We start from the raw sequence: 21,289 nt of genomic DNA on the forward strand, positions 1-21,289 counted from the left end.
GAGAGGCGGCATCGAGCGTAAGTTCCATATCCAGCGCGATGTCACCAGCGCCGTTTCGATGCCAGTTGCATACTGCTAATAGCAAGCGCGTCACGAGTTTAGAAGCGCGTTGATCCGCGCAAGCCAGAGTTCACAAGTCCCGTGATCGAAGGCTCGAAATTTGTAAAGCGGCTGGTGTACATTTCTTGTTTTGAAGACGATGACGTTTTGTGTTTTCTCGATTTGCCCATTGGCGGTCGTTTTGTTAACCCACTGATGTTCGCAACCAAGAATATCCTTCATATCGTACACTTCATACGACATCGCTTGCAAATCCATAAACGCAATTTTCTTGCCGACAGAATCAACAGCGAACAGCTGCCGAAATTCCATATCTACTCTAAATCCGTTGGCTTGCAAGTGCTTCTTGGCATCAGCAAAACTGCCTTTAGAACTGAGATGTCGACGAATGCCTTTGACGACCGCGATCACTACAAAGCCTCCGCAACCGATCAACAGCGCTTCTGACGAATCGCCAGTGATTTGCCAAGCCAGCAAGCCTGGCACTACAACGAAGACCGCCATGTCGAATAGGCCTAGAGTCTTCGAAAGCGGCCTCGTTGGGTACTGGCTCTTTTTTGGCGACATTCATTCTTCCTTCAATCAATCAGTGGCGGGGGCTCTGCTTGGAAGCAGGAATGGGTAGGCCTCTAGCATCCGGACTGGCTCCCATACCGGTGTTCGGGAGAGCATTTGCGAGTATCTGGTTCATCGTTGAATTTAGTTCCTCATTCAAAGCCCGCTGCTCGGCATCTGAAATTTCTACCCTGTGCGCGGCGAGTGCCTTCAGTCGATAAACATTTCTGTTTGCAGCCAGGGTCTGACGAAGTAGAACAATGTCAGTTTTTGCCAGCATGTTCGAATCCTCGACGCTGTCTATCCAGCCTTCTAGGCGCAATATCAAGCGATCCTGGATATCTAAAACGGCATGGGCTGGCCTGCTATGGCTATGTGCGAGCGTAGCTTTCAGATCGCTTTGCAGCTTAATGAACCGTTGAGAGAAAGCTGGCCTGGCAAGACCGAACAAATGAAAATTTTGCGAATTGATACTCATAGTGCGTGCAACTATAGAGCGTCGCCACATAAAGGTCAAATCCCTATTCTCGTAGCGTTCCTTCCCTGACTGACGCTATGGACTACGATCCGCTAAAATTGTTTGGACAACATCTCGTGGAGCTGCGAAAGGCACACGGCTGGTCTCAAGAACGCCTTGCCTTGGAAAGTGGCCTGGCTCGTTCATATGTGGGTGGGATAGAGCGTGGGCAGCGTAATATAGCGCTTGTGAACATTTGCACTTTGGCCGAGACCTTAGGGGTCGAGCCATCTGAAATGTTGAATTTCTTACGTACGTAGGGTAGCGCGATTGCTAACAACGGTGAGTTCGCGACCATTGGGTATTAGCATGACCGCCGCCTAATTGCATAGAAGACAATCGTGCCTTCGGGCACTGCGTCGCCCCTCAAACCCAGTATCAAAATAGGATTGGCAATGGATGACAACAATCTGGAGTCGTCTGAATTCATGCAGCGTTTGATGGAATTTCAGGTTCCTGTTTGCGTGAAAAACGCTGGAACGTACGAACAAAAAGGCACAGCGACACTTTTGCGCATTCTAGATGATTATTTTATCGTCACGGCGGCACACGTAACCCATTTACGACATCAATCAGCGGATAGATCGATTTATCTCTATAACCATCACTTGTATGAATTTATTCAAGTAACCGAAGATATTTTTGGCCATGACGACGCAACTGATGTTGCAAATGAATTCGATATTTCGATTATAAAAATAAATAAAGAAAATTATAAAGAAATTCCAGATGAGTCGTTCTTGCCTTTTCACATGTTTTTGCTTCCTAATACTTTATTAGAAAATCATGCTTATATTGCCTCTGGCTACCCCTCATCAAAAAATAGATCGTTTCCAAAATATAAGCATCGAGCTACTAGTTGTGTCCTGATTACAAAAGAAGCTTGCGGTGATGGACAACCTTTGGGTGAACTTATAAACCTCCACCTATCTTATGATGCAGCGGACGCTCCAGATCCATTCGGTATGAGTGGGGGAGCGATTTGGACGATCACCACAAATCTCGAAGTTAATCCCGCTCTTTCTGGAATATTGGTTTCTTATAATGAAAAAGAAAATCGCCTAACTGCTGTTAAAATAGATTATGTTATCGCTTTAATACAAGCATTTTTCCCAGGAACATTAGTAGATCATATTGACCTGCCTTTTTTCATTGTATTAAATGAACACGGAGGGAGCATTCATTTTCCCACGATTCCTGTGGTTGCCTAACGATGACCATGTGAAAATATTCGATGGTTCCAGAAAACTGCAACTTATCCCAGTACTTCTCGTAATAGGCTGGTGCAATTGCCGATCGTGAGTTTTTCCTCATTCGGCAAGTGAAGGTAATGTGACCCGGCCTTATGCAAGGTATCCCAAACTTCATCAAGATTTTTAGCGTTGGCTGGATACATCTTGATATAAAGAGGTGAGGCCTCGATAAACACTACGCTCAAGTGCACCTTACCGCGCCGCACTCCAAAGGCCGATGCCCGGCGAAGTCGCAGGATTTCCCCTTCCTCCGCGACAAAAAGTCGTATGTCAATTTCACCTTCCTCATCTGATAGCGCGGTAATCGGCACAGTCCATCCATCTTCATCGCTCTCGGTAAGAAGATCGATATCGAGCCCCTTAAGCGTCGATAGTGCCTCGACGGCCTCGCGCATAAATTGCGGGATACCGCCACGCTTATCTGGATCAGTATTGAGCAATATATCCAGACTCACGGGGCGAATTCGTTGCTCAGAACCTGACTCGCCGATAGCGGCTGACTCGACCGCCTGGCTGGTACCGCCACCGGCTCGTCCAGCTTCATCGCCGCTGGCCAGTATTTTGTCTTTCCAGACTGGCTTTTTCTGCAAATCTGGAAAGCGCGGCTCTAGATGAATCTGCATCGCCTTCGGCGACAGCCCGTTTGACGCGTCCCGCTCCACTATTGACTGATCAGACGCATCGTTGGCCGAGCTGCGGATGGCACCTTGGCTTTGGCGAGGGGGCGCAACGCCATTCGCGCGAGCAAAACCATTTTGCACTTTGTAGCGCAACGACCGGAAGGGGAATGGGTGAGAACAGGAACGAAGGCTATAGACGAGAAACGTCGCTTCCGCCTGATCACCAAAGCTCAACCATTTTCCGGCGGCCGCCAGGGTGGTCTTGCCTTCGAATGGAAAGAAGCCCTGTGGATAGATAGTCTGCCGGGCAACCGACGCCTTCAATGCTGACGTACCGACATGCATCGCAGCCCGCCATGCGACAGGGTCCAAATGCATCCTCCCAATATCTGCTGCGGAAGCACCCGATATTTTTTCGGCTAAACCGAGGAAGAGGCGCTTCGTACTTGAGTCGAACTGGGAATCGCCATATAGCGCTTTACGCTGCAATGGAGGTAGAAACAGCTTGGTGACCAACCCACTTGACGACCCAAAATAGAATCGGATCAGCTCGATGCATGGAATAATAAGCTGGCGGCCGTCTGGCAGCTCCACCATCACGCAATAGGAATGCGTGCAGTTCAAATGCCATGGGTGTTCCGACAGCGGCAACAGGAAGCCTTTGTCGTCCAAGTTCAACCCGGCCTTAACCAGATGAACGGTGTTGTCGTCAATCTGCAGGTCGACGAAGCGTTCGAGTTGGTAATCGGGACTCGCTTCTAATTTGCCGTCGCGCCAGATGTCGCCGATGCGTAGCAGCGGCAGGGTACCGGCCGAGACCCGTACCTTCCGTTGGAAGCGGGCCGGCGTTGTCGAATCAGGAGAGAGTAGGACGGAAGGATCCTGACGAAATTGGCGTCGAGGACCTTGGACAGATGAATAAGTAACGAGGGCTGCGTCCGGCGAAATAGACGGTTCGGGAAAGCCAGATCGCCGAACCAATCTATTCGCCAGGAATTTTCGCCCTTGGCCAGAGCGGAGATAGAAGGCAACTATTTGTTTATGAATGACTTTTTATGATTCAATACCGCTTAACCACCATAAATTGTCTCATTAACTTCTGAAATTGTCTCACCAACTTCTGCATTGTCTCACCAACTACTGATTACTCACAGCCGCCAGCACGTTATGCGCCTGCTCATCCGCGTGGTACGAGCTGCGCACCATGGCGCCCACGGCGGCGTGGCCGAAGCCCATTTTGTAGGCTTCCTGTTCGAACATCTTGAACACGTCCGGGTGCACGTAGCGGCGTACCGGCAGGTGGCTGTTCGATGGCGCCAGGTACTGGCCGATGGTCAGCATGTCGATGTCGTGCTCGCGCATGTCGCGCATCACTTGCAGGATTTCTTCGTCGGTCTCGCCCAGGCCCACCATCAGGCCGGACTTGGTCTTGACGTTCGGGTACAGGGCCTTGAAGTCCTTGAGCAGCTTGAGCGAGTGCATGTAGTCGGCGCCGGGACGCGCTTCCTTGTACAGGCGCGGCACGGTTTCCATGTTGTGGTTCATCACGTCGGGCAGGCCGTCGGCGAAAATCGCCAGCGCCTTGTCGAGGCGGCCGCGGAAGTCCGGCACCAGCACTTCGATTTGCGTCAGTGGCGACAAATCCTTGGTCTTGGTGATGCACTCGACGAAGTGGCCGGCGCCGCCGTCACGCAAGTCGTCGCGGTCGACCGAGGTGATCACCACGTAGTTCAGGCGCAGCTTGGCGATGGTGTTGGCCAGGTTCATCGGCTCGTTGACGTCAAGCGGATCGGGACGGCCGTGGCCCACGTCGCAGAACGGGCAGCGGCGGGTGCACTTGTCGCCCATGATCATGAAGGTGGCCGTGCCCTTGCCGAAGCATTCGCCGATGTTGGGGCAGCTCGCTTCTTCGCAGACGGTGACCAGCTTGTTCTCGCGCAGGATGTCCTTGATCTCGTAGAAGCGGCTCGATGCCGAGGCGCCCTTGACGCGGATCCACTCCGGCTTTTTCAGCCGTTCCACCTGCTCGACCGGCACGATCTTGATCGGGATGCGCGACGTCTTGCTGGCGCCTTTTTGCTTTTCGCTCGGGTTGTAAGCGGGAGTGCTGGAGGTGGTCTCAGTGGTCATTTGGCTGCATGCCCTCGCGGGCTGGATTGGTTATTCAGGTTGTACGGCTGGTTGCAGAACGGGCGCTTCGACTTCGATAGACAGCACCCGTACCAGTTCCTCGGCCAGTTGCTGCTGCACGTCGGCCAGTTGCGCCTGGGCGCCGACGGTGCGCATGTCGACGGTTTCGAGGCCGGCATAGCCGCATGGATTGATCCAGGAAAACGGCGCCAGGTCCATCGCCACGTTCAGTGACAGCCCGTGGTACGTGCAGCCGTTGCCGCGCACTTTCAAGCCCAGCGCGGCAATCTTGGCGCCGCGCCTGGGCCCGTCCGCCATGTAAATGCCGGGCGCGCCGTCAATACGCTCACCGACGAGATTATACGCCCCTAACACATTGATGATCGCCTGCTCGATTTTATGCACGAACTGGCGCGCATACAGCTTGCCGCCGGGCTTGTTGCGGCGCAGGTCCATCAGCAGGTAAATCACTACCTGGCCGGGGCCGTGGTAGGTCACTTCGCCGCCACGGTCGGTCTGCACCACGGGGATGGCGGCAGCGCCGGCCAGCAGGTGGCCACGGTCGGCGGCCAGGCCCAGGGTGAACACCGGTGCGTGTTCGACGATCCACAACTGGTCGCGCGTATCGGGCGTGCGGGCGTCGGTAAACGCGCGCATGGCGGCAAACGTGGTGTCGTAATCGGCAACGCCGAGGTGGCGGATCTCGGGAGTGGTGGGGGACGTCATGCCGCCATTATAAATCAGCCGGCGCGGCGGCATCCGGCCACGGCCGGGCCAGCACTCGGCCAACTTCGCTCATTGGTTAGTTTTATTCACATGGTAAACATTGCCGTATCGCCTGTAGGTGCGGTATATTCCGCTTTTCTTGCCAGTTTTATTCACAAAGTTATCCACAGACCCAGATGAGCGCCAGCCGCCGTTTGCCGAATTTTTCCGCCCTGCGCGCCTTCGAGGCGGCGGCCCGCCACGAGAATTTCTCGCGCGCGGCGGACGAGTTGCGTCTGACGCACGGGGCGATCAGCCACCAGGTACGGGCGCTGGAGGAAGACCTGGGCCGGCCACTGTTCGTGCGCCATGGAAGACAAGTGAAAATAACTCACGAGGCGCTGCAGTTCGCCCAGGTCCTGGGCAAGACCTTTGATGCCATCGGCGCCGCTGCCGACGCCCTGCGCCCTGCCGCTGGCGCCGTCGCCCCGTTGACCCTGGCTGCGCCAGCCTGGTTTGCCGCGCGCTGGCTGACGCCGCGGCTGGGCGGCTTTATCGAACTGCATCCCGAGATCGACCTGGTATTGCACACCAGGACTCCATTGGCGGACCTGGCGCGCGCCGGGGTGGATGCCGCCATCGTGTTCGACCTGGGCCGGCATCCGGGCATGGTGGTGGAACGCCTGATGGACGAGGTACGCTATCGCGTAGTGAGCGCACACTGTGCCGATAACGCTTTAGCGTCGGTGTCGGAAGCGTTGCAGGGAGGAGAGTTGCTGCGCGCCGTGCTGGCAGGCGAAGGCGAAGCGCTGATGCACCACGTGGTGGCGGCGCCGGAGCTTGCCGCTGGCCGGCTGGCCCGGCAGCCCGGTGCGGCACAAGCCTGTGCGGAGGCGTATTACCTGGTGTCGCCGCCGGGCGTGGCCGAGCGGCCGCAGGTGGCGGCGTTGCGGCGCTGGTTGCACGACGAGGTCGCCGCCTTCCAGCGCCAGCTGCTTACATGACGATCTTGACCATCGGGTGCGCCGACAGCTCGGAATAGAGCGCATCAAGCTGTTCGCGGCTGGTGGCGCGCACGGTCACGGTCAGGCCGGTGAAGTTGCCCTTGGACGAAGGACGCACTTCCATTTTGCCTTCGTGGAAATCCTGGTCGTGCTTTTGCACCACCAGCACGATGGTCGGCGCGAAGTCGATATGAGTCGGCCCCATCACCTTGATCGGAAAATCGCTCGGGTACTCGATGAGGGACTCGGTCGGTGGGATCGCTTGCATAATCATTCCAATCTATTAAGAAAAACCGGCGGACATCGACGTGACGCCGCCAGCCTGCATTGTAGCCAAAGTTGCCGGCTGCGAGGCCAGTGACCCATGTGGGGCCGCCGCGCGCAAAAAAAAGCCAGCCTTGTAGGCTGGCAAAAACTATTTTCCCGGGAATACTGAAAATAGTTGGGGCAAAGGGATGAGGCGATGCGCACTGCGAACCTGGCAACGGAGTTCGTTGTCATCGCAAGCTGCAATGACACGAATGTAATGAGTCCTGCGGCCGAACGCCACAGTCGTGCGACGAAATGCACTGTGAGCGGATTGAAACGCTGTTATGCGGATTAAGCGCCAACTACCGTTGATCCTGGCCCGGGCGTTCACGGTGTTCGCGCGGCTGTCGTTGCTCGGACCGTTGTTGCGGCTGCGCCTGCGGTGGCGCAGGGGGTGGCACGGCTTGGCGTGGCGGCTGGGCAGGCTGCGCCTGGGGCTGAGGCCGCTCTTGCGGCTGCTGACGCTCGGTATTCCAACGCGGACGTTCTTGCTGCTGTGGTCGATCTTGCTGTTGCGGTCGCTCCTGCTGTGGCTGAAAGCGTGGGCGTTCCGGCTGCGGCTGTTGTTGAGGCTGTTGTTGAGGCTGCTGCTGTTGCGCCTGCGGTTGCTGCTGCGAGCGGCCGTCCTGCCAACGCTGGCGCCGCTGATCGTCATCGCGCTGGCGCCGGTCATTGTCATCGCGCTGGCGGCGTTCGTTGTCGTCGCGCTGACGACGATCATTGTCGTCGCGCTGGAAGCGGTCGCGGGTATTGCCGATTTGCAACACCGGCGCCGGCATCAGGGCGCCATTGCCGGGACGGCCGCTGCCATTGGGGCGGGTATGGATTTCAATGCCCACGTCGCGCGGGTTGATGGTTTGCGCCGGCGCATCGGGGGCGCCGATCTGGTTCGGCGGCAGGGTACTGATCCGTTGCGGCTGGCCCTTGCCGGGCTGCCAGCCTTGCTGTTGCTGCGGCGGCTGCTGTTGCTGCGGCGGCTGCTGTTGCTGCGGCGGCTGCTGTGGCTGCTGGGGCTGCTGTGGCTGCTGCTGTTGCTGTGGCTGCTGCCCCAGCGCCGGATTGGTGGCAATCACGCGCCCCAGGCGGTGATCGTTGCGCGGCCCGTCATTGCGCGGGTTGTTATCGTAGCGTGGGTTGTCATTGCGAGGATTGTTATCGTTGCGCACCCAGCCGTTACGCGGGTCGTTATCGTTACGCACCCAGTCATTGCGCGGATTGCTGTCGTTGCGCGGCCCGTCGCCACGCGGGTTGTTGCCAATGCGGGGGTTGTTGTCGAAACGGTCCGGGCGGCCGTTGCCGTCGCGGTCCTGCCAGTTGCGGCTGGTTTCGATGCGGCCCGGGCCGGCGGGACGCGGCGGCGTGGCCGGCGTCACCAGGTTGGCCTGCTGTGGCCGCGGCACAAAATGGTCGCCGCGATTGACACGGATAATATTGCGTCCCTCGAACTGCGCGCGCGGCAGCACGGTCATGCCATTGCGATGGCTGTCCCAGCCGCCGTTGCGGCCATCGTCGTGACCGCCACGCGGCGTAAACGGCTTGCCCTTGTAGCTCCAGCTCAGGCGCTGCTCGTAGCCGGACGACACCCGGTAGCCCGGCACGAAGCGGTCGCGCGGCGTGAGCGGGTACCAGCCCAGGCCCGGTCCCTGGTTCGGATGGTTGACGCCGCCCACCCAGCCCACCAGCGCCGGCGCCCACACCGGGCGGCCGGACGGACGGCCCGGCGCCCAGTACCAGCGCTGGCGCACCGTCACCCAGCGGCCGTAGTGCGACGGCGCATAGCCCCAGGGTGCGTTATCGACCCAGGTCCACCCCCACGGCGCCAGCCAGGTCCAGCGTCCGTCGCGGTACGGCGCCCAGTCGGCGGCGACATTGCGCGGCGCCCACAAGGGACCGTATTCGACGTTTTCGGTCCAGCTGCCGTGGCGGTCAAGTTCTTCGTAGCCGGTCATGCCGGTGGAAACGTATTGAGTGGAGACCACGGCCTCGGCCTGGCGGTCGCGCTCGTCGGTCCAGACGTCGAAGCCATCGCGCCGCGCCACGGTCGTGCGCACGTCGGCGGCGGTGACATCCACCTGGCGGCCCGGGCTGACCGTCACCGAGGAACCGGCGCCATCGACGCGCGCAGTGCCGGCCAGCATGCTGATCTGGCTGGTGTCGGGCAGGCGCTCCACGTCCACCCGCAGCAGGCCCGGCTCGATCATGGTGATGCGCGCCTGCGGCGTGGTCAGTTCGAAGTCGCGCAGCAAGTCGGCATTGCGCACCCGGATGCTGACACTGCCGTAATTGAGGCGCAGGCGCAGCAGGTCGTCGTCGAGCTGGGTGATTTCGAGATCCGAGTCGGCGTCGAGCCGCACCGCCGTGGAGCCGAGACGAAACTCGGTACGGGCGCCGCTGGCGGTCACCAGGTGGCTGTTGGCGATGACTGGCCAGTTGAGGCTGGCGGCTACCGGTTCATCCTCGCCGCTCAGGGTGACCTGGCCCTGCACCGCCGAAATGCGTCCCACCGCCGCCGGCAGGTCGGATTGGGCCTGGGCCAGGGTGCTCCAGCCGGCCAGCACGGCCAGCACGACGGTGGGGATGAGGTTCATGGCGTCTCCGTTAGTATGGTGGATATAACGCGGCAACCGCCGGTTGGCCGACATCGGTTACAAATAATTTCAAGTTGCTGCAGCGCCGCGCTTCACAAAGAACAGCGCCGCGCCCACGCCCATCAGCAAGCCGCCAAACACGCGGTTCTGCTGCCTGACTGCGCGCGGGTCGCGGAAGAACCGCTGCATCGACGAAGCCAGGAAGGCGTAGCCATGCATCACCACCAGGTCGATCGCGCACATGGTAGCTGCCAGGATCAGCAATTGCGGGAGCAAGGGCGCGCCTTGCGTGATGAACTGGGGCAGGACCGCCACCATGAAGATGATGCCCTTGGGATTGGTGGCATTGGTCAGAAAGCCGGTCAGGAAGCGCTTGCGTGGCGACGGCACCACCACTTCGAGCTGCGCCTGCTGCGCGCCGATGGCCACCTTGGCGCGCCACTGCGACAGGCCCAGGTAGATCAGGTACAGGGCACCGACGGTCTTGACCACGTTGAACGCTACTTCGGACGCCATCAAGAGCGAACCGACGCCGGCGCCGGCGATGAAGAAAATCAGCAGCAGGCCGGTTTGCAGGCCCAGGATGGTGGTGCTGGCGCGGCGCAGCCCATACGACAGCCCGTGCGACATCGACAACACGGCGCCCGAGCCGGGCGAGACGGCAATAATGCAGGCGGCAACGAAAAATCCCAGCCAAACGGCAAAGCTCATGATGTGGTCCGATCCCTGATTGTCTCCGGCGCCAGCAAAATGCTGCGCGGTAACGCACATTGTAGCGGTGTCGCCATATCGTCGCCGGCTTGGCTTGGGTTAAACTTGCTGCTTCTATAATAAGGACTACCCATGACCACTTTCACCACCCGAGGGAGCCGCTAATGGCCGGTACCAGCCTGTTGGCCCTGCTCGACGATATCGCCACCATTCTCGACGACGTCACCGTGATGACCAAGGTCGCGGCCAAGAAAACCGCCGGCGTGCTCGGTGACGACCTGGCGCTCAATGCGCAGCAGGTGTCCGGCGTGCGCGCGGCCCGCGAACTTCCCGTGGTGTGGGCGGTGGCGGTCGGCTCGCTCAAGAACAAGGGAATCCTGGTGCCGGCGGCGCTGGCGATCAGCGCCTTTTTGCCGCAGGCGATCACGCCGCTGCTCATGATCGGCGGCCTGTACCTGTGCTTCGAGGGCTTCGAAAAAATCGCCCACAGCGTGCTGCACAAGGACGAAAAAGCCCAGCGCAAGCAGGAACTGGTGGCGGCCGTGGCCGATCCCGAGGCCGACCTGGTGGCGCTGGAAAAGGAAAAGATCAAGGGTGCCGTGCGCACCGACTTCATCCTGTCGGCCGAGATCATCGTCATCGCGCTCGGCAGCGTGGAAGGCAAGCCGTTCATGGAACAGGCACTGGTGGTGATCATGATCGCGCTGGTGATGACGGTGGGCGTGTACGGCCTGGTGGCCGGCATCGTCAAGATGGATGACGCCGGCCTGTACCTGAGCAAGCTGGGCAACGCCGTCGCGCGCGGATTTGGCCGCTTTCTGCTGGCTGCCGCGCCGGTGCTGATGAAATTCCTGTCGGTGGTCGGCACGGCCGCCATGTTCATGGTCGGCGGCGGCATCCTGGTGCACGGCATACCCGGCAGCCACGACGTGGTGCACCACGCGCAGGAAGTGATGGCCGACGTGCCCGCAGTCGGCCCGGTGCTGTCCTTCATCACGGAGTCCGTGATCGGCGCCGTGACCGGACTGGTGGCCGGTGCGCTGGCACTGGTGGTGGTGACCGTGGTGGGCAAGCTGTGGCACTCGACCAAAAAGCCCGCCTGACACGTTCAAAAAATCCGAATTCTGCCGGAACTTTCTGACCAGTAGCCACTCCAAGACCCACACCATCGGTTCGGGAGTGGCACATGGATGTTCGGCATTTACGGATGGCGCTGGACGCAGCGCGCATGACGATCTGGGATACGGCGATACACGACGGCACCGTCTATAACAGCACGGTCAGCTGGCAATGCAGTGGCCAGTGCCTGCTCGGTTTGCCTCCAGGCCGGCTGACGCAGCCATTCGTCGACTTCCTCAGCTACGTCCATCCCGATGACCGTGATGCCCTGGCCACCATCATGCAGGAAGCCGTGGATGCCGGCACCGGTTACGAAGTGGAATACCGCGTGGTCTGGGACGACGGCAGCCTGCACTGGCTGGCCGCCAAGGCCCACATGCAGTGCGACGCCCACGGCGCGCCCGTTGGCACCCTGGGCGTGGTGTGGGACATCACCGACCGCAAACTGGCCGAACAGGCCAGCGCGCGCGACCGCGAGATGGCAACAGTGACCTTGCGCGCCATCGGCGAGGGCGTGATTACCATCGACCCCCACGGCAAGACCGAATACCTGAACCGCACCGCCGAACAGCTGACCGGCTGGGGCAACGACGAGGCGCGCGGGCAGGACATCGCCATCACCCTGCACCTGACCAGCGAGGCCGGCGAACCCATCGCCGAACACGTGGCGCTCCGCTGCCTGCGCTTGCGCCAAACGGTGGCGCCGGCATCCGACAACCAGCTGGTCACGCGCGCAGGGCGCCGCATCGCGGTCGAGGAATCGGCGTCACCAATCTGGGCCGACAACGGCGCGCTGCTGGGCGTGGTGGTGGTGTTCCGCGACGTCAGCCACGAGCGCAAGCTCACGCGCCAGCTGTCGTGGAACGCCAGCCACGACACCCTCACCGGCCTGATCAACCGGCGCGAGTTCGAGGCGCGCATCGCCGAGGCGCTGCACAGCGCCAAGGAGGAAGGCCATGTGCACGCCATGCTGTACATGGACCTCGACCAGTTCAAGATCGTCAACGACACCTGCGGACACGCCGCCGGCGACCTGCTGCTGCAACTGCTGGCGCGCATGCTGCAAACGCAGATGCGCGACTCCGACGTGCTGGCGCGTCTCGGTGGCGACGAGCTCGGCGTACTGCTGCCGCGCTGCGCCATCGACCAGGCGCGCCTGATCGCCGAGGGCCTGCGCCAGTCGATCCGCAATTTCCGTTTCGTCTGGCAGGACCGCAGCTTCGAGCTCGGCGTATCGATCGGGATGGTCGAGGTCACGCGCCACAGCAAGTCGATGACGGAATTGCTGATGGCGGCCGACCAGGCCTGCTACCTGGCCAAGGAGCGCGGTCGCAACCGCGTGCACGTGTACCGCGAATCGGACCAGCGGCTGGCGCGCCGGCTCGGTGAGATGCAGTGGGTGTCACGCCTGAACGAGGCGTTCGAGCAGCAGTACTTCCGCCTGTACACGCAGCCGATCGTGGGGCTGGGCGAGCATGGCGCCAACCACCTGGAAGTGCTGATCCGCATCCAGCCGGCCAAGGGCGACCTGATCCTGCCCGGCGCCTTTATTCCGGCCGCCGAGCGCTACGACCTGATGAACGCCATCGACCGCTGGGTGATCCGCGCCGTGTGCCGCCATGCCGGTGAAAGCGCTTCTGCACCGGTCGAATACTCGATCAACCTGTCCGGCACCTCGCTGGCCGACGAGGGCTTGCACGACTACATCGTCGCGCAGTTCCGTGAATTTAACGTGGCGCCGCAGCACATCTGCTTCGAGATTACCGAAACGGCCGTGATCGCCAACCTGATCAAGGCGCAGGAATTCATGGGCAAGCTCAAGGCGCTCGGTTGCCGCTTTTCGCTCGACGACTTCGGCAGCGGGCTGTCGTCGTTCGCGTACCTGAAAGCGCTGCCGGTCGATTTCCTCAAGATCGACGGCGTGTTCATCCGTGACATTGCCACCAATTCCATCAACCGCGCCATGGTCAAGGCGATCAACGAGGTGGGCCACGTGATGGGCCTGCGCACCGTGGCCGAATACGTGGAAGATGACGCCACCCTGGACGTGGTGCGCGACCTGGGCGTGGACTACGCGCAAGGCTACGCGGTAGGCCCGTTGCGGCCCCTCGCCCCTTGATACAACATCGACAACCCTTCCTCGGCAAATTTTGATCTACATCAATAAAATTGGTTGACGGACTCCGTACACTGGCTGCATCTATTGCGATAAAGCAACAACAGCCGGAGAGTGTGATGCGCAACAACCAACCCGTCAGCAACCGCGAAGTGGACGTCCTGGACGACCAGGCCATCGTGTCCAAGACCGATCTGCATGGCAATATCGTCTACGTGAACCCGTATTTCACCGAAATCAGCGGCTACACCGAGGACGAGTTGATCGGCGCGCCGCAGAATATCCTGCGCCATCCCGACATGCCGGCCGAGGCGTTCGCCGACCTGTGGGCCTCGATCAAGGGCGGCACGCCCTGGACCGGCATCGTCAAGAACCGCTGCAAGAACGGCGACCACTACTGGGTGCGCGCCAACATCACGCCGATCCGCGAACATGGCAAGACCATCGGCTACATGTCGGTGCGTGTCAAAGCCGAGCGCCACCAGGTGGCCGAAGCCGAGGAAGCCTACCAGGCCATCCGCACCGGCGACGGCCACGGCATCCGCATCAAGAACGGTCAGCTGATCCGCCCCGGCCTGTTGCACCTGCTGGCGCGCCTGTCCCACGTCTCGCTGGGCATGCGCATCTGGCTCGCCACCAGCGTGGTCAATGTACTGCAACTGGGCGTGTGCGTGGCCGCGCTGATGGGCGACGAGGGCCACCGCTACGCCATCTTCGGCGCCACCTTCCTGGGCCTCTTGATCAACGTCTTCCTGTGGTACACCTTGCGGGCCTCGGTGCTGCTGCCGCTGCGGCAGGCGCTCGACGGCGCGCGCTCGATCGCCGCCGGCGACCTCACCGCGTCGTTCGAAACCCATGCCACCGACGAAGTAGGCCAGTTGCTGCGCGCGCTGCAGCAGATGAACAGCAACCTGATCGCCACCATCCGCGACGTGCGCGTCAACGTGGAGACCATGGCCGTGGCCACGCGCCAGATCGCCGCCGGCAACGCCGACCTGTCGGGCCGCACCGAGGCGCAGGCGGCCAGCCTGGAAGAGACCGCATCGTCGGTCGAACAATTCTCGGCCACCGTCAAGCAGAATGCCGACAACTCGGCGCAGGCCAACGAGCTGGCCGTGAGCGCCTCGCACGTGGCCGTGCAGGGTGGCGAGATCGTCGCCGACGTGATTGCCACCATGGATGAAATCAACACCTCGTCGCGCAAGATCGTCGACATCATCGGCCTGATCGAAGGCATCGCCTTCCAGACCAATATCCTGGCGCTGAACGCCGCCGTGGAAGCGGCCCGCGCCGGTGAACAGGGCCGCGGTTTTGCGGTGGTTGCCAGCGAAGTGCGCAACCTGGCCCAGCGCAGCGCCACCGCCGCCAAAGACATCAAGAACCTGATCGACGTCTCGGTCGGCAAGGTCAGCGCCGGCATGGTGCAGGTGGACCGCGCCGGCGCCACCATGAAGCAGGTGGTCACATCGGTACAGCAGGTGACCGCCATCATGCGCGAAATCTCGGTGGCCTCGCACGAGCAGAGCATCGGCGTGGACCAGGTCAATTCGGCCATCGCCCACATGGACCAGGTCACGCAGCAGAACGCCGCGCTGGTCGAGGAAGCGGCAGCGGCCACCGCCAGCCTGGCCGTGGAAGCGGGCGGCCTGACGCAGGCGGTGAGCCTGTTCAAGTTCGGCCGGGCGCCATCGCGGGCCAAGGGCGCCAATACAGTTCGTGCCGCCACCAGGGCTGAACCCCGCCGCCTGGCCGCCTGAGAGCGCAAGAGTCTGAAAGTCATATCATGCCTACCTCCAGCACCCCCGCGTCGGCCATCGACGCGGTCGAATTCGACGCCGCCATCATCGGCAAATTGAGCCAGTCCGGTCCGCGCTACACCTCGTACCCGACCGCTGACCGCTTCGTGCCCGATTTCGGCTACGGCCAGTTTTTGGAGGCGGTGGCGGGCCTGCGCCTGCGCCGCAGCCAGCGCCCGCTGTCGCTGTACATCCACGTGCCGTTCTGCGACACCATCTGCTACTACTGCGGCTGCAACAAGATCGTCACCAAGGACCACGGCAAGGCCGCCACCTACCTCGGCTACCTGAAGCAGGAACTCGACATGCAGGGCCGGCTGTTTGCCGGCATCGGCCAGGTCGAGCAGCTGCACTTCGGCGGCGGCACGCCCACCTACCTGAGCGACAGGCAAATGGGCGACCTGATGACTTACCTGCACGAGAATTTCGACTTCGCGCCGGACGCGCAGGGCGAATACTCGATCGAGATCGACCCGCGCACGGTCACGCCCGAACGCATCTTCTCGCTGCGCGCACAGGGTTTCAACCGGGTGAGCCTGGGTGTACAGGATTTCGATCCCGACGTGCAAAAGGCCGTCAACCGCATCCAGCCGGAGGCAGAAACCCGCGCCGTGATGGCGGCCGCGCGCGACGCTGGCTTTCGCTCGATCAGCATCGACCTGATTTACGGCCTGCCCAAGCAGACCATGGACACCATGGAGCGCACGCTCGACAAGGTCATCGACGCCAGCCCCGACCGCATTGCGCTGTACAACTACGCCCACCTGCCGCACCTGTTCAAGCCGCAGCGGCGCATCCTTGATGCCGACCTGCCCACCGCCGCCGTCAAGCTCGACTTGCTGGCGCTGTGCATCCGCCGCCTGTGCGCGGCGGGCTACGTGTACATCGGCATGGACCACTTCGCCAAGCCCGGCGACGAGCTGGCCGTGGCCCAGCGCCAGGGTCGCCTGCAGCGCAATTTCCAGGGCTACTCCACGCGCGCCGAAGCGGACCTGATCTCGTGCGGCGTCTCGGCCATCAGCGCCATCGGCGCCACCTACAGCCAGAACGAAAAGACGCTCGAGGCCTACTACGAAAAGCTCGATGCCGGCGTGCTGCCGATCACCCGCGGCATCAAGCTCGACAACGACGACCTGCTGCGCCGCATCGTGATCCAGAAGCTGATGTGCAACTTCGAACTGTCGCTGGCCTCGCTCGAGCAATCGTTCCCGATCACCTTCAGGAACTACTTCGCAGCGGAGCTGGAACAGTTGAAGGCATTTGCGCAGGATGGCCTGCTCACGGTCGACAGCGAGTGGATCAGCATCACGCCCAAGGGCCGCCTCCTGATACGCAACATCTGCATGGTGTTCGACCGCTACCTGGCCACGGCCAGGCTCGACAGCGCGCAACCGCTGCGCTACTCGAAAACCATCTGACCGCCATGGCCGTCCAGCTGCTTCCGGTATTGTTGGTGGGCCTGGCGGGCAGCATCCATTGCGTGGGCATGTGTGGCGGGATTGTGGGTGCGCTGTCGGCCAGCGCCAGCAGCAAGCCGTCGTCATCGGCATCGCCGCGTGCAGCGATCCCGATAGCTGCTGCCGGCGGTGCTGCTGCCTCCGCCCACTCGTCCACGGCAGCGCTGACACGCGTGCTGGCCTACAACACCGGCCGCATCGCCAGCTACATGCTGGCCGGCGCCATGGCTGGCGGGCTGGCTGGCGGCGCGCAAAGCCTGGCTGGCCTGGCCGGCATGCAGCTGGGCTTTTACTGGTTGGCCAACCTGATGCTGGTCGCCCTCGGGCTGCACCTGATGAACGCCTGGCGCGGCCTGGCATGGCTCGAACAAGGTGGCCGAGTGCTGTGGCAGCGCTTGCAACGGGCCATCGCGCCGCTGATGAAAACCCTGTTGCCAATCGAAAAACCGCAACAGGCGCTGGCACTCGGTGCGCTGTGGGGCTGGCTGCCGTGCGGCATGGTCTATAGCGTGCTGCTCACCGCCATGCTCAGCGGCGACGCCTTCGACGGCGCCATCGTGATGCTGGCGTTTGGCCTCGGTACGTTGCCGATGCTGGTCGGCCTCGGCCTGGTGGGCATGCGCGTGCAGCGGGCCATGCGCCGCCCGCTGGTGCGCATCGCCTGCGGCGTGGCGGTACTCGGTTTTGGCTTGCTGGGACTGCTGCGAGCCGGCAGCGGTGACGGCATTGTGCCGGAATGGATCTCTATCTTATGCCTGACACCCCATTGAAATCACGCGCCGCCGACGCAGCGGCCGGCTGTTACCACTGCGGTGAACCGGTGCCGGCCAGCGCCAGCTGGCCGGTGGACATCGACGGCGTTATCCACAGCATGTGCTGCCCCGGCTGCGCGGCGGTGGCGCAAACCATCGTCGATCTCGGGCAGGCATCGTACTACCGTGACCGCTCCGCGTTTGCCGCCAGCGCCAATAAAGCCGACAACGCCAATAACGCCGATCACGCCAGCCTGGCGCCGCCCGCGCTGCAACTCTACGACAACGCCGACCCGCGCTTCGCGCGTGACGAGTACACGCGTGAAGCGACGTTCGCGGTGGAAGGCATCCGCTGCGCGGCCTGCGTGTGGCTGATCGAACACCGGCTGGCGCGCCTGCCCGGCGTGGAAGCGGCCCAGCTCAACGTCGCCACCGAACGCCTTTACGTGCGCTGGCGCCAGGACAACTGCACACCCGGCGACATCCTGGCCGCGCTGCACGCGATCGGCTACGCCGCTTACCCGTACGACGCCGGCCGCCACCAGGTACAGCAGCGTCAGGCCGCACGCACGCTCGGTCGCCAGCTGTTCGTGGCCGGCCTGGCGATGATGCAGGTGATGATGTACGTGGCGCCGGCTTACATGTCCAACGGCGACGGCACGCTCGATCCGGCCATGGCCTCCTTGATGCAGTGGGCCAGCCTGCTGCTCACGATTCCGGCAGTGACCTACTCGGCGCTGCCGTTCTGGCGCGGCGCGCTGGCCAGCCTGCGCGCGCGCACCCTCGGGATGGACGTGCCGGTGGCGCTGGGCATCGGCGCCGCGTTTGGCGCCAGCGTCGTCGCCACCGTGCGCGGCACCGGCGCGGTATGGTTCGATTCGGTCACCATGTTCATCTTCCTGCTGCTGTGCAGCCGCTGGTACGAGCTGCGCGCGCGCCGCCGCGCCGGCGCAGCACTGGAACGGCTGCACCACGCGCTGCCGGCAGCGGCCACCTTGCTGGCGCACTATCCCGACAGCCGCGGCGCCACGCTGGTGCGCGCAGCCACCCTGCAAATCGATGACGTCATCATGATCAAGCCCGGCGAGGCGGTGGCGGCCGACTGCGTGGTGGTCGATGGCAGCACGTCGCTCGACCTGTCGCTGTTGTCCGGCGAGAGCGTCCCGGTGCCAAAGGAACTCGGCGAAGCCCTGCCCGGCGGCGCGATCAATGCCGGCGCCGTGGTGCTGGCGCGGGTAACACGGCGCGCCCAGGACAGCACCATGTCGAACCTGGTCAAGCTGATCGACCGCGCGGGACAGGGCAAGCCGCGCATCGCGCTGTGGGCCGACCGCGTGGCGGCATGGTTCGTGGCGGGGCTGCTGCTGTTTGCGCTGTGCGCGTTCGGCTGGTGGGCCTGGCACGACGGCAACCTGCTGCGCGCCTGGCCGATCGCCATTGCCGTGCTGGTGGTGTCTTGTCCCTGCGCGCTGTCGCTGGCCACGCCCACCGCGCTGGCAGCCGCCACCGACCGCCTGCTGCGCGGCGGCGTGCTGGTGACCGGCGCGCAAACGCTGGAAACGCTGCACCGCGCCACCCACGTCGTCTTCGACAAGACCGGCACCCTCACCCACGGCCGCCCGGTGCTGCAGGCGACGGTGCCGCTGGGCGCCATGCGCGCGAGCTTCTGCCTGCAGGTGGCCGCCGCGCTCGACGCCGGCAGCGCCCACCCGCTGGCGCGCGCCATCGTGGCCGCAGCCGTGGAGGCCGGCGGCGGCCGGCGCGAGGACTGGCCCCCGGACGCAATCCGCGAAGTGCCCGGTTGCGGCATCGAGGCGGTGCTGCACAACCGCCGGTACCGGCTCGGTAGCGCTGCATTCGTGGCAGGGATCGCGGGGATGGCGCTACTGCCGCCAAGCGCCGGCACTGCAGGCGCCGCAGCAATCACGCAGAGTACCGGACTCGCTCCTGCCCACGAGGTGGCGGACGGCGCCACGCCAGTGTATCTGGGCGCCGAAGGCCAGTGGCTCGCCTGCCTGCAACTGCACGACGGCCTGCGCGAGGATGCTCAAGCGACCGTGGACTACTTCCGCCGCGCCGGCAAGACGGTGGTGCTGCTCAGCGGCGACCATGACGTGCTGGCGCGCCGCGTCGGTGACCAGCTGGGCATCGGCATCACCGTGGGCGGCTACCTGCCCGAGGAAAAGCTGGCCTTCGTCAAACAATTGCAGATGAAGGGTGCGGTGGTCGCCATGGTGGGTGACGGCATCAACGACGCTGCCGTGTTGAGCGCGGCCGATGTCTCGTTCGCGATGGGTGAAGGCGCAGCGCTGGCGCAAGCCCATGCCGACGCGGTGCTGCTGTGTGGCCGGCTGGGCGCGGTGGTCGACAGCGCCCGGGTAGCCGCGCGCACCATGGGCGTGATCCGCCAGAACCTGGCCTGGGCCAGCGTGTACAACGTGGTGGCCATTCCAGCGGCGGCGCTGGGGCTGCTCAATCCGTGGCTGGCGGGCGTGGGCATGGCGGCCAGTTCGGCCGTGGTGGTGGCCAACGCACTGCGGCTGCGCCGCGTGGGCAGGGAGACCTGATGGAAGCGCTGCTGCTGCTCATTCCCCTGAGCGTGCTGCTGGTGTTCGTGGCGCTGTGGGTGTTCTTTCGCGCGTCCGACGACGGCCAGTTCGACGACCTCGTGGGGCCAGGCCTGCGCGTGCTGCAGGACGACGACCGGCCGCAGCACGCCAACAATGAAGATCAGAGCTCGGTGCGTAATTCGAACAGTTCCGGGAACAGCACCACGTCGAGCATCTTGCGCAAGTAATTGACGCCGTCGGTGCCGCCGGTGCCCATCTTGAAACCGATCACGCGCTGCACGGTGGTCACATGGCGGAAGCGCCACAGCCGGAAGGCGGTCTCCAGGTCCACCAGCTTTTCGGCCAGTTCGTACAGCGGCCAATACTCGCCGGTGTTCTGGTACACGGTGGTCCACGCGGCCTTGACCGAGTCGTCGGATTTCACCGGCTGGTCCCAAGGACCGGCCAGGCGCTGCGCGTCCACCGCCAGGCCGCTGCCCGCCATCACCATGATGGCCTGGTCGTAGATCGACGGCGCGTCCAGGGCACGCTTGAGTATCGCGTACGCCTCCGGCTTGTGCTGGTGCACTTGCAAGTGGGTGGCGTTCTTGTTCCCGAGCAGGAATTCGATTTCGCGGTACTGGTGCGACTGGAAGCCGGACGAGGCGCCCAGGTACGGGCGGATCGCCGTGTACTCGGGCGGCGTCATGGTCGAGAGCACATCCCAGGCGTGCACCAGCTGGTTCATGATGGCGGCCACGCGCGCCAGCATTTTCATCGCCGCCGGCAGCTGGCCGGCCGCGATGTTGTCGCGCGCGCCGTGCAGCTCGTGCAACATGAGCTTCATCCACAGCTCGCTGGTCTGGTGCTGGATGATGAACAGCAGCTCGTTGTGCTCGGGCGAGAGCGGGTGCTGGGCCGACAGGATGGTGTCGAGCGACAGGTAGTCGCCGTAGCTCATGTCCTTGGAAAAATCGAGCTGGGCGCCGTGGTAGTCGGCTGCGGGGGCACTGACACCATCGTGAGATACCGGGCATTTCATGATCGT

At 62.6% G+C, this 21,289-nt stretch carries 19 protein-coding genes; 10 read left to right on the forward strand and 9 right to left on the reverse strand.

Annotation, left to right across the window (positions count from 1 at the left end; all coding sequences use genetic code 11):
* Positions 1–90: 90 nt before the first annotated feature.
* Positions 91–627: a hypothetical protein gene (locus J2X54_RS01015; protein ID WP_310176772.1), complete on the reverse strand. Its 537-nt coding sequence runs from the start codon at positions 625–627 to the stop codon at positions 91–93.
* A 19-nt stretch (positions 628–646) separates the two neighbouring features.
* Positions 647–1,093 (reverse strand): hypothetical protein, encoded by a 447-nt coding sequence (locus tag J2X54_RS01020; protein WP_310176774.1) that lies wholly within the window; start codon positions 1,091–1,093, stop codon positions 647–649.
* 77 nt (positions 1,094–1,170) lie between these two features.
* On the opposite strand from J2X54_RS01020, the gene J2X54_RS01025 reads away from it, so the two are divergent.
* Positions 1,171–1,392 carry a helix-turn-helix transcriptional regulator gene (locus tag J2X54_RS01025; protein WP_310176776.1) on the forward strand — a complete coding sequence of 74 codons (222 nt, stop codon included), beginning with the start codon at positions 1,171–1,173 and terminating at the stop codon, positions 1,390–1,392.
* A 135-nt stretch (positions 1,393–1,527) separates the two neighbouring features.
* Positions 1,528–2,343 carry a hypothetical protein gene (locus tag J2X54_RS01030; protein WP_310176779.1) on the forward strand — a complete coding sequence of 272 codons (816 nt, stop codon included), beginning with the start codon at positions 1,528–1,530 and terminating at the stop codon, positions 2,341–2,343.
* Between the two features lie 44 nt (positions 2,344–2,387).
* On the opposite strand, the gene J2X54_RS01035 is transcribed toward J2X54_RS01030, so the two are convergent.
* From J2X54_RS01035 to lipB, 3 genes are all read right to left on the reverse strand, one after another.
* On the reverse strand, positions 2,388–3,986 hold the full coding sequence (locus J2X54_RS01035) for a hypothetical protein (protein WP_310176782.1): 1,599 nt from the start codon (positions 3,984–3,986) through the stop codon (positions 2,388–2,390).
* Between the two features lie 156 nt (positions 3,987–4,142).
* Positions 4,143–5,135, reverse strand: a complete 993-nt coding sequence (gene lipA, locus J2X54_RS01040) for a lipoyl synthase (protein WP_310176785.1) — start codon at positions 5,133–5,135, stop codon at positions 4,143–4,145.
* A gap of 30 nt (positions 5,136–5,165) precedes the next feature.
* Entirely contained in the window at positions 5,166–5,861 is a 696-nt protein-coding gene (gene lipB, locus J2X54_RS01045; RefSeq protein WP_310176788.1) for a lipoyl(octanoyl) transferase LipB, read from the reverse strand.
* 176 nt (positions 5,862–6,037) lie between these two features.
* Here lipB and J2X54_RS01050 point away from each other — a divergent pair, with 176 nt between their 5' ends.
* Positions 6,038–6,844 carry a LysR substrate-binding domain-containing protein gene (locus tag J2X54_RS01050; RefSeq protein WP_310176791.1) on the forward strand — a complete coding sequence of 269 codons (807 nt, stop codon included), beginning with the start codon at positions 6,038–6,040 and terminating at the stop codon, positions 6,842–6,844.
* Here J2X54_RS01050 and J2X54_RS01055 read toward each other — a convergent pair.
* The 3 genes from J2X54_RS01055 to J2X54_RS01065 form a co-directional block, all read right to left on the reverse strand.
* Positions 6,837–7,112, reverse strand: coding sequence for a DUF493 family protein (locus tag J2X54_RS01055; protein WP_019924194.1), 276 nt, complete (start codon positions 7,110–7,112; stop codon positions 6,837–6,839). The two genes, J2X54_RS01050 and J2X54_RS01055, sit on opposite strands and share 8 nt — an antisense overlap.
* A gap of 343 nt (positions 7,113–7,455) precedes the next feature.
* Entirely contained in the window at positions 7,456–9,741 is a 2,286-nt protein-coding gene (locus J2X54_RS01060) for a DUF6600 domain-containing protein (RefSeq protein WP_310176795.1), read from the reverse strand.
* Positions 9,742–9,810: 69 nt separating this feature from the next.
* Positions 9,811–10,452 (reverse strand): LysE family transporter, encoded by a 642-nt coding sequence (locus tag J2X54_RS01065; protein WP_070247653.1) that lies wholly within the window; start codon positions 10,450–10,452, stop codon positions 9,811–9,813.
* Between the two features lie 164 nt (positions 10,453–10,616).
* On the opposite strand from J2X54_RS01065, the gene J2X54_RS01070 reads away from it, so the two are divergent.
* The 7 genes from J2X54_RS01070 (at position 10,617) to ccoS (ending at position 20,489) form a co-directional block, all read left to right on the forward strand.
* The gene (locus tag J2X54_RS01070; RefSeq protein ID WP_310176797.1) at positions 10,617–11,555 is read left to right on the forward strand and encodes a DUF808 domain-containing protein; all 939 of its coding nucleotides are present in this window, start codon (positions 10,617–10,619) and stop codon (positions 11,553–11,555) included.
* A gap of 83 nt (positions 11,556–11,638) precedes the next feature.
* On the forward strand, positions 11,639–13,690 hold the full coding sequence (locus J2X54_RS01075) for an EAL domain-containing protein (RefSeq protein ID WP_310176799.1): 2,052 nt from the start codon (positions 11,639–11,641) through the stop codon (positions 13,688–13,690).
* A gap of 116 nt (positions 13,691–13,806) precedes the next feature.
* Positions 13,807–15,444: a methyl-accepting chemotaxis protein gene (locus J2X54_RS01080; protein ID WP_310176801.1), complete on the forward strand. Its 1,638-nt coding sequence runs from the start codon at positions 13,807–13,809 to the stop codon at positions 15,442–15,444.
* Between the two features lie 26 nt (positions 15,445–15,470).
* Entirely contained in the window at positions 15,471–16,901 is a 1,431-nt protein-coding gene (gene hemN, locus J2X54_RS01085; protein WP_310176803.1) for an oxygen-independent coproporphyrinogen III oxidase, read from the forward strand.
* Between the two features lie 5 nt (positions 16,902–16,906).
* A complete protein-coding gene (locus J2X54_RS01090; RefSeq protein ID WP_310176806.1) occupies positions 16,907–17,710 on the forward strand; it encodes a sulfite exporter TauE/SafE family protein in 804 nt (267 codons plus the stop codon).
* Positions 17,692–20,259, forward strand: coding sequence for a heavy metal translocating P-type ATPase (locus tag J2X54_RS01095; RefSeq protein WP_310176812.1), 2,568 nt, complete (start codon positions 17,692–17,694; stop codon positions 20,257–20,259). Before J2X54_RS01090 ends, J2X54_RS01095 begins: the two co-directional genes overlap by 19 nt.
* Entirely contained in the window at positions 20,259–20,489 is a 231-nt protein-coding gene (gene ccoS, locus J2X54_RS01100) for a cbb3-type cytochrome oxidase assembly protein CcoS (RefSeq protein ID WP_070250271.1), read from the forward strand. Before J2X54_RS01095 ends, ccoS begins: the two co-directional genes overlap by 1 nt.
* On the opposite strand, the gene kynA is transcribed toward ccoS, so the two are convergent.
* Positions 20,423–21,283, reverse strand: coding sequence for a tryptophan 2,3-dioxygenase (gene kynA, locus J2X54_RS01105; protein ID WP_070250269.1), 861 nt, complete (start codon positions 21,281–21,283; stop codon positions 20,423–20,425). The two genes, ccoS and kynA, sit on opposite strands and share 67 nt — an antisense overlap.
* Between the last annotated feature and the right edge of the window lie 6 nt (positions 21,284–21,289).

It is taken from the genome of Duganella sp. 3397 (assembly GCF_031456625.1).
Taxonomy (GTDB): Bacteria; Pseudomonadota; Gammaproteobacteria; order Burkholderiales; family Burkholderiaceae_D; genus Rugamonas; species Rugamonas phyllosphaerae.

Coding starts and splice junctions, on each gene's coding strand:
- kynA (WP_070250269.1), bottom strand. CDS start 21,283: ATGAAATGCCCGGTATCTCACGATGGTGTCAGTGCCCCCGCAGCCGAC.
- J2X54_RS01090 (WP_310176806.1), top strand. CDS start 16,907: ATGGCCGTCCAGCTGCTTCCGGTATTGTTGGTGGGCCTGGCGGGCAGC.
- J2X54_RS01095 (WP_310176812.1), top strand. CDS start 17,692: ATGCCTGACACCCCATTGAAATCACGCGCCGCCGACGCAGCGGCCGGC.
- J2X54_RS01020 (WP_310176774.1), bottom strand. CDS start 1,093: ATGAGTATCAATTCGCAAAATTTTCATTTGTTCGGTCTTGCCAGGCCA.
- hemN (WP_310176803.1), top strand. CDS start 15,471: ATGCCTACCTCCAGCACCCCCGCGTCGGCCATCGACGCGGTCGAATTC.
- J2X54_RS01080 (WP_310176801.1), top strand. CDS start 13,807: ATGCGCAACAACCAACCCGTCAGCAACCGCGAAGTGGACGTCCTGGAC.
- J2X54_RS01065 (WP_070247653.1), bottom strand. CDS start 10,452: ATGAGCTTTGCCGTTTGGCTGGGATTTTTCGTTGCCGCCTGCATTATT.
- J2X54_RS01055 (WP_019924194.1), bottom strand. CDS start 7,112: ATGCAAGCGATCCCACCGACCGAGTCCCTCATCGAGTACCCGAGCGAT.
- J2X54_RS01075 (WP_310176799.1), top strand. CDS start 11,639: ATGGATGTTCGGCATTTACGGATGGCGCTGGACGCAGCGCGCATGACG.
- ccoS (WP_070250271.1), top strand. CDS start 20,259: ATGGAAGCGCTGCTGCTGCTCATTCCCCTGAGCGTGCTGCTGGTGTTC.
- J2X54_RS01060 (WP_310176795.1), bottom strand. CDS start 9,741: ATGAACCTCATCCCCACCGTCGTGCTGGCCGTGCTGGCCGGCTGGAGC.
- J2X54_RS01030 (WP_310176779.1), top strand. CDS start 1,528: ATGGATGACAACAATCTGGAGTCGTCTGAATTCATGCAGCGTTTGATG.
- J2X54_RS01025 (WP_310176776.1), top strand. CDS start 1,171: ATGGACTACGATCCGCTAAAATTGTTTGGACAACATCTCGTGGAGCTG.
- J2X54_RS01015 (WP_310176772.1), bottom strand. CDS start 627: ATGTCGCCAAAAAAGAGCCAGTACCCAACGAGGCCGCTTTCGAAGACT.
- J2X54_RS01050 (WP_310176791.1), top strand. CDS start 6,038: ATGAGCGCCAGCCGCCGTTTGCCGAATTTTTCCGCCCTGCGCGCCTTC.
- lipB (WP_310176788.1), bottom strand. CDS start 5,861: ATGACGTCCCCCACCACTCCCGAGATCCGCCACCTCGGCGTTGCCGAT.
- lipA (WP_310176785.1), bottom strand. CDS start 5,135: ATGACCACTGAGACCACCTCCAGCACTCCCGCTTACAACCCGAGCGAA.
- J2X54_RS01070 (WP_310176797.1), top strand. CDS start 10,617: ATGGCCGGTACCAGCCTGTTGGCCCTGCTCGACGATATCGCCACCATT.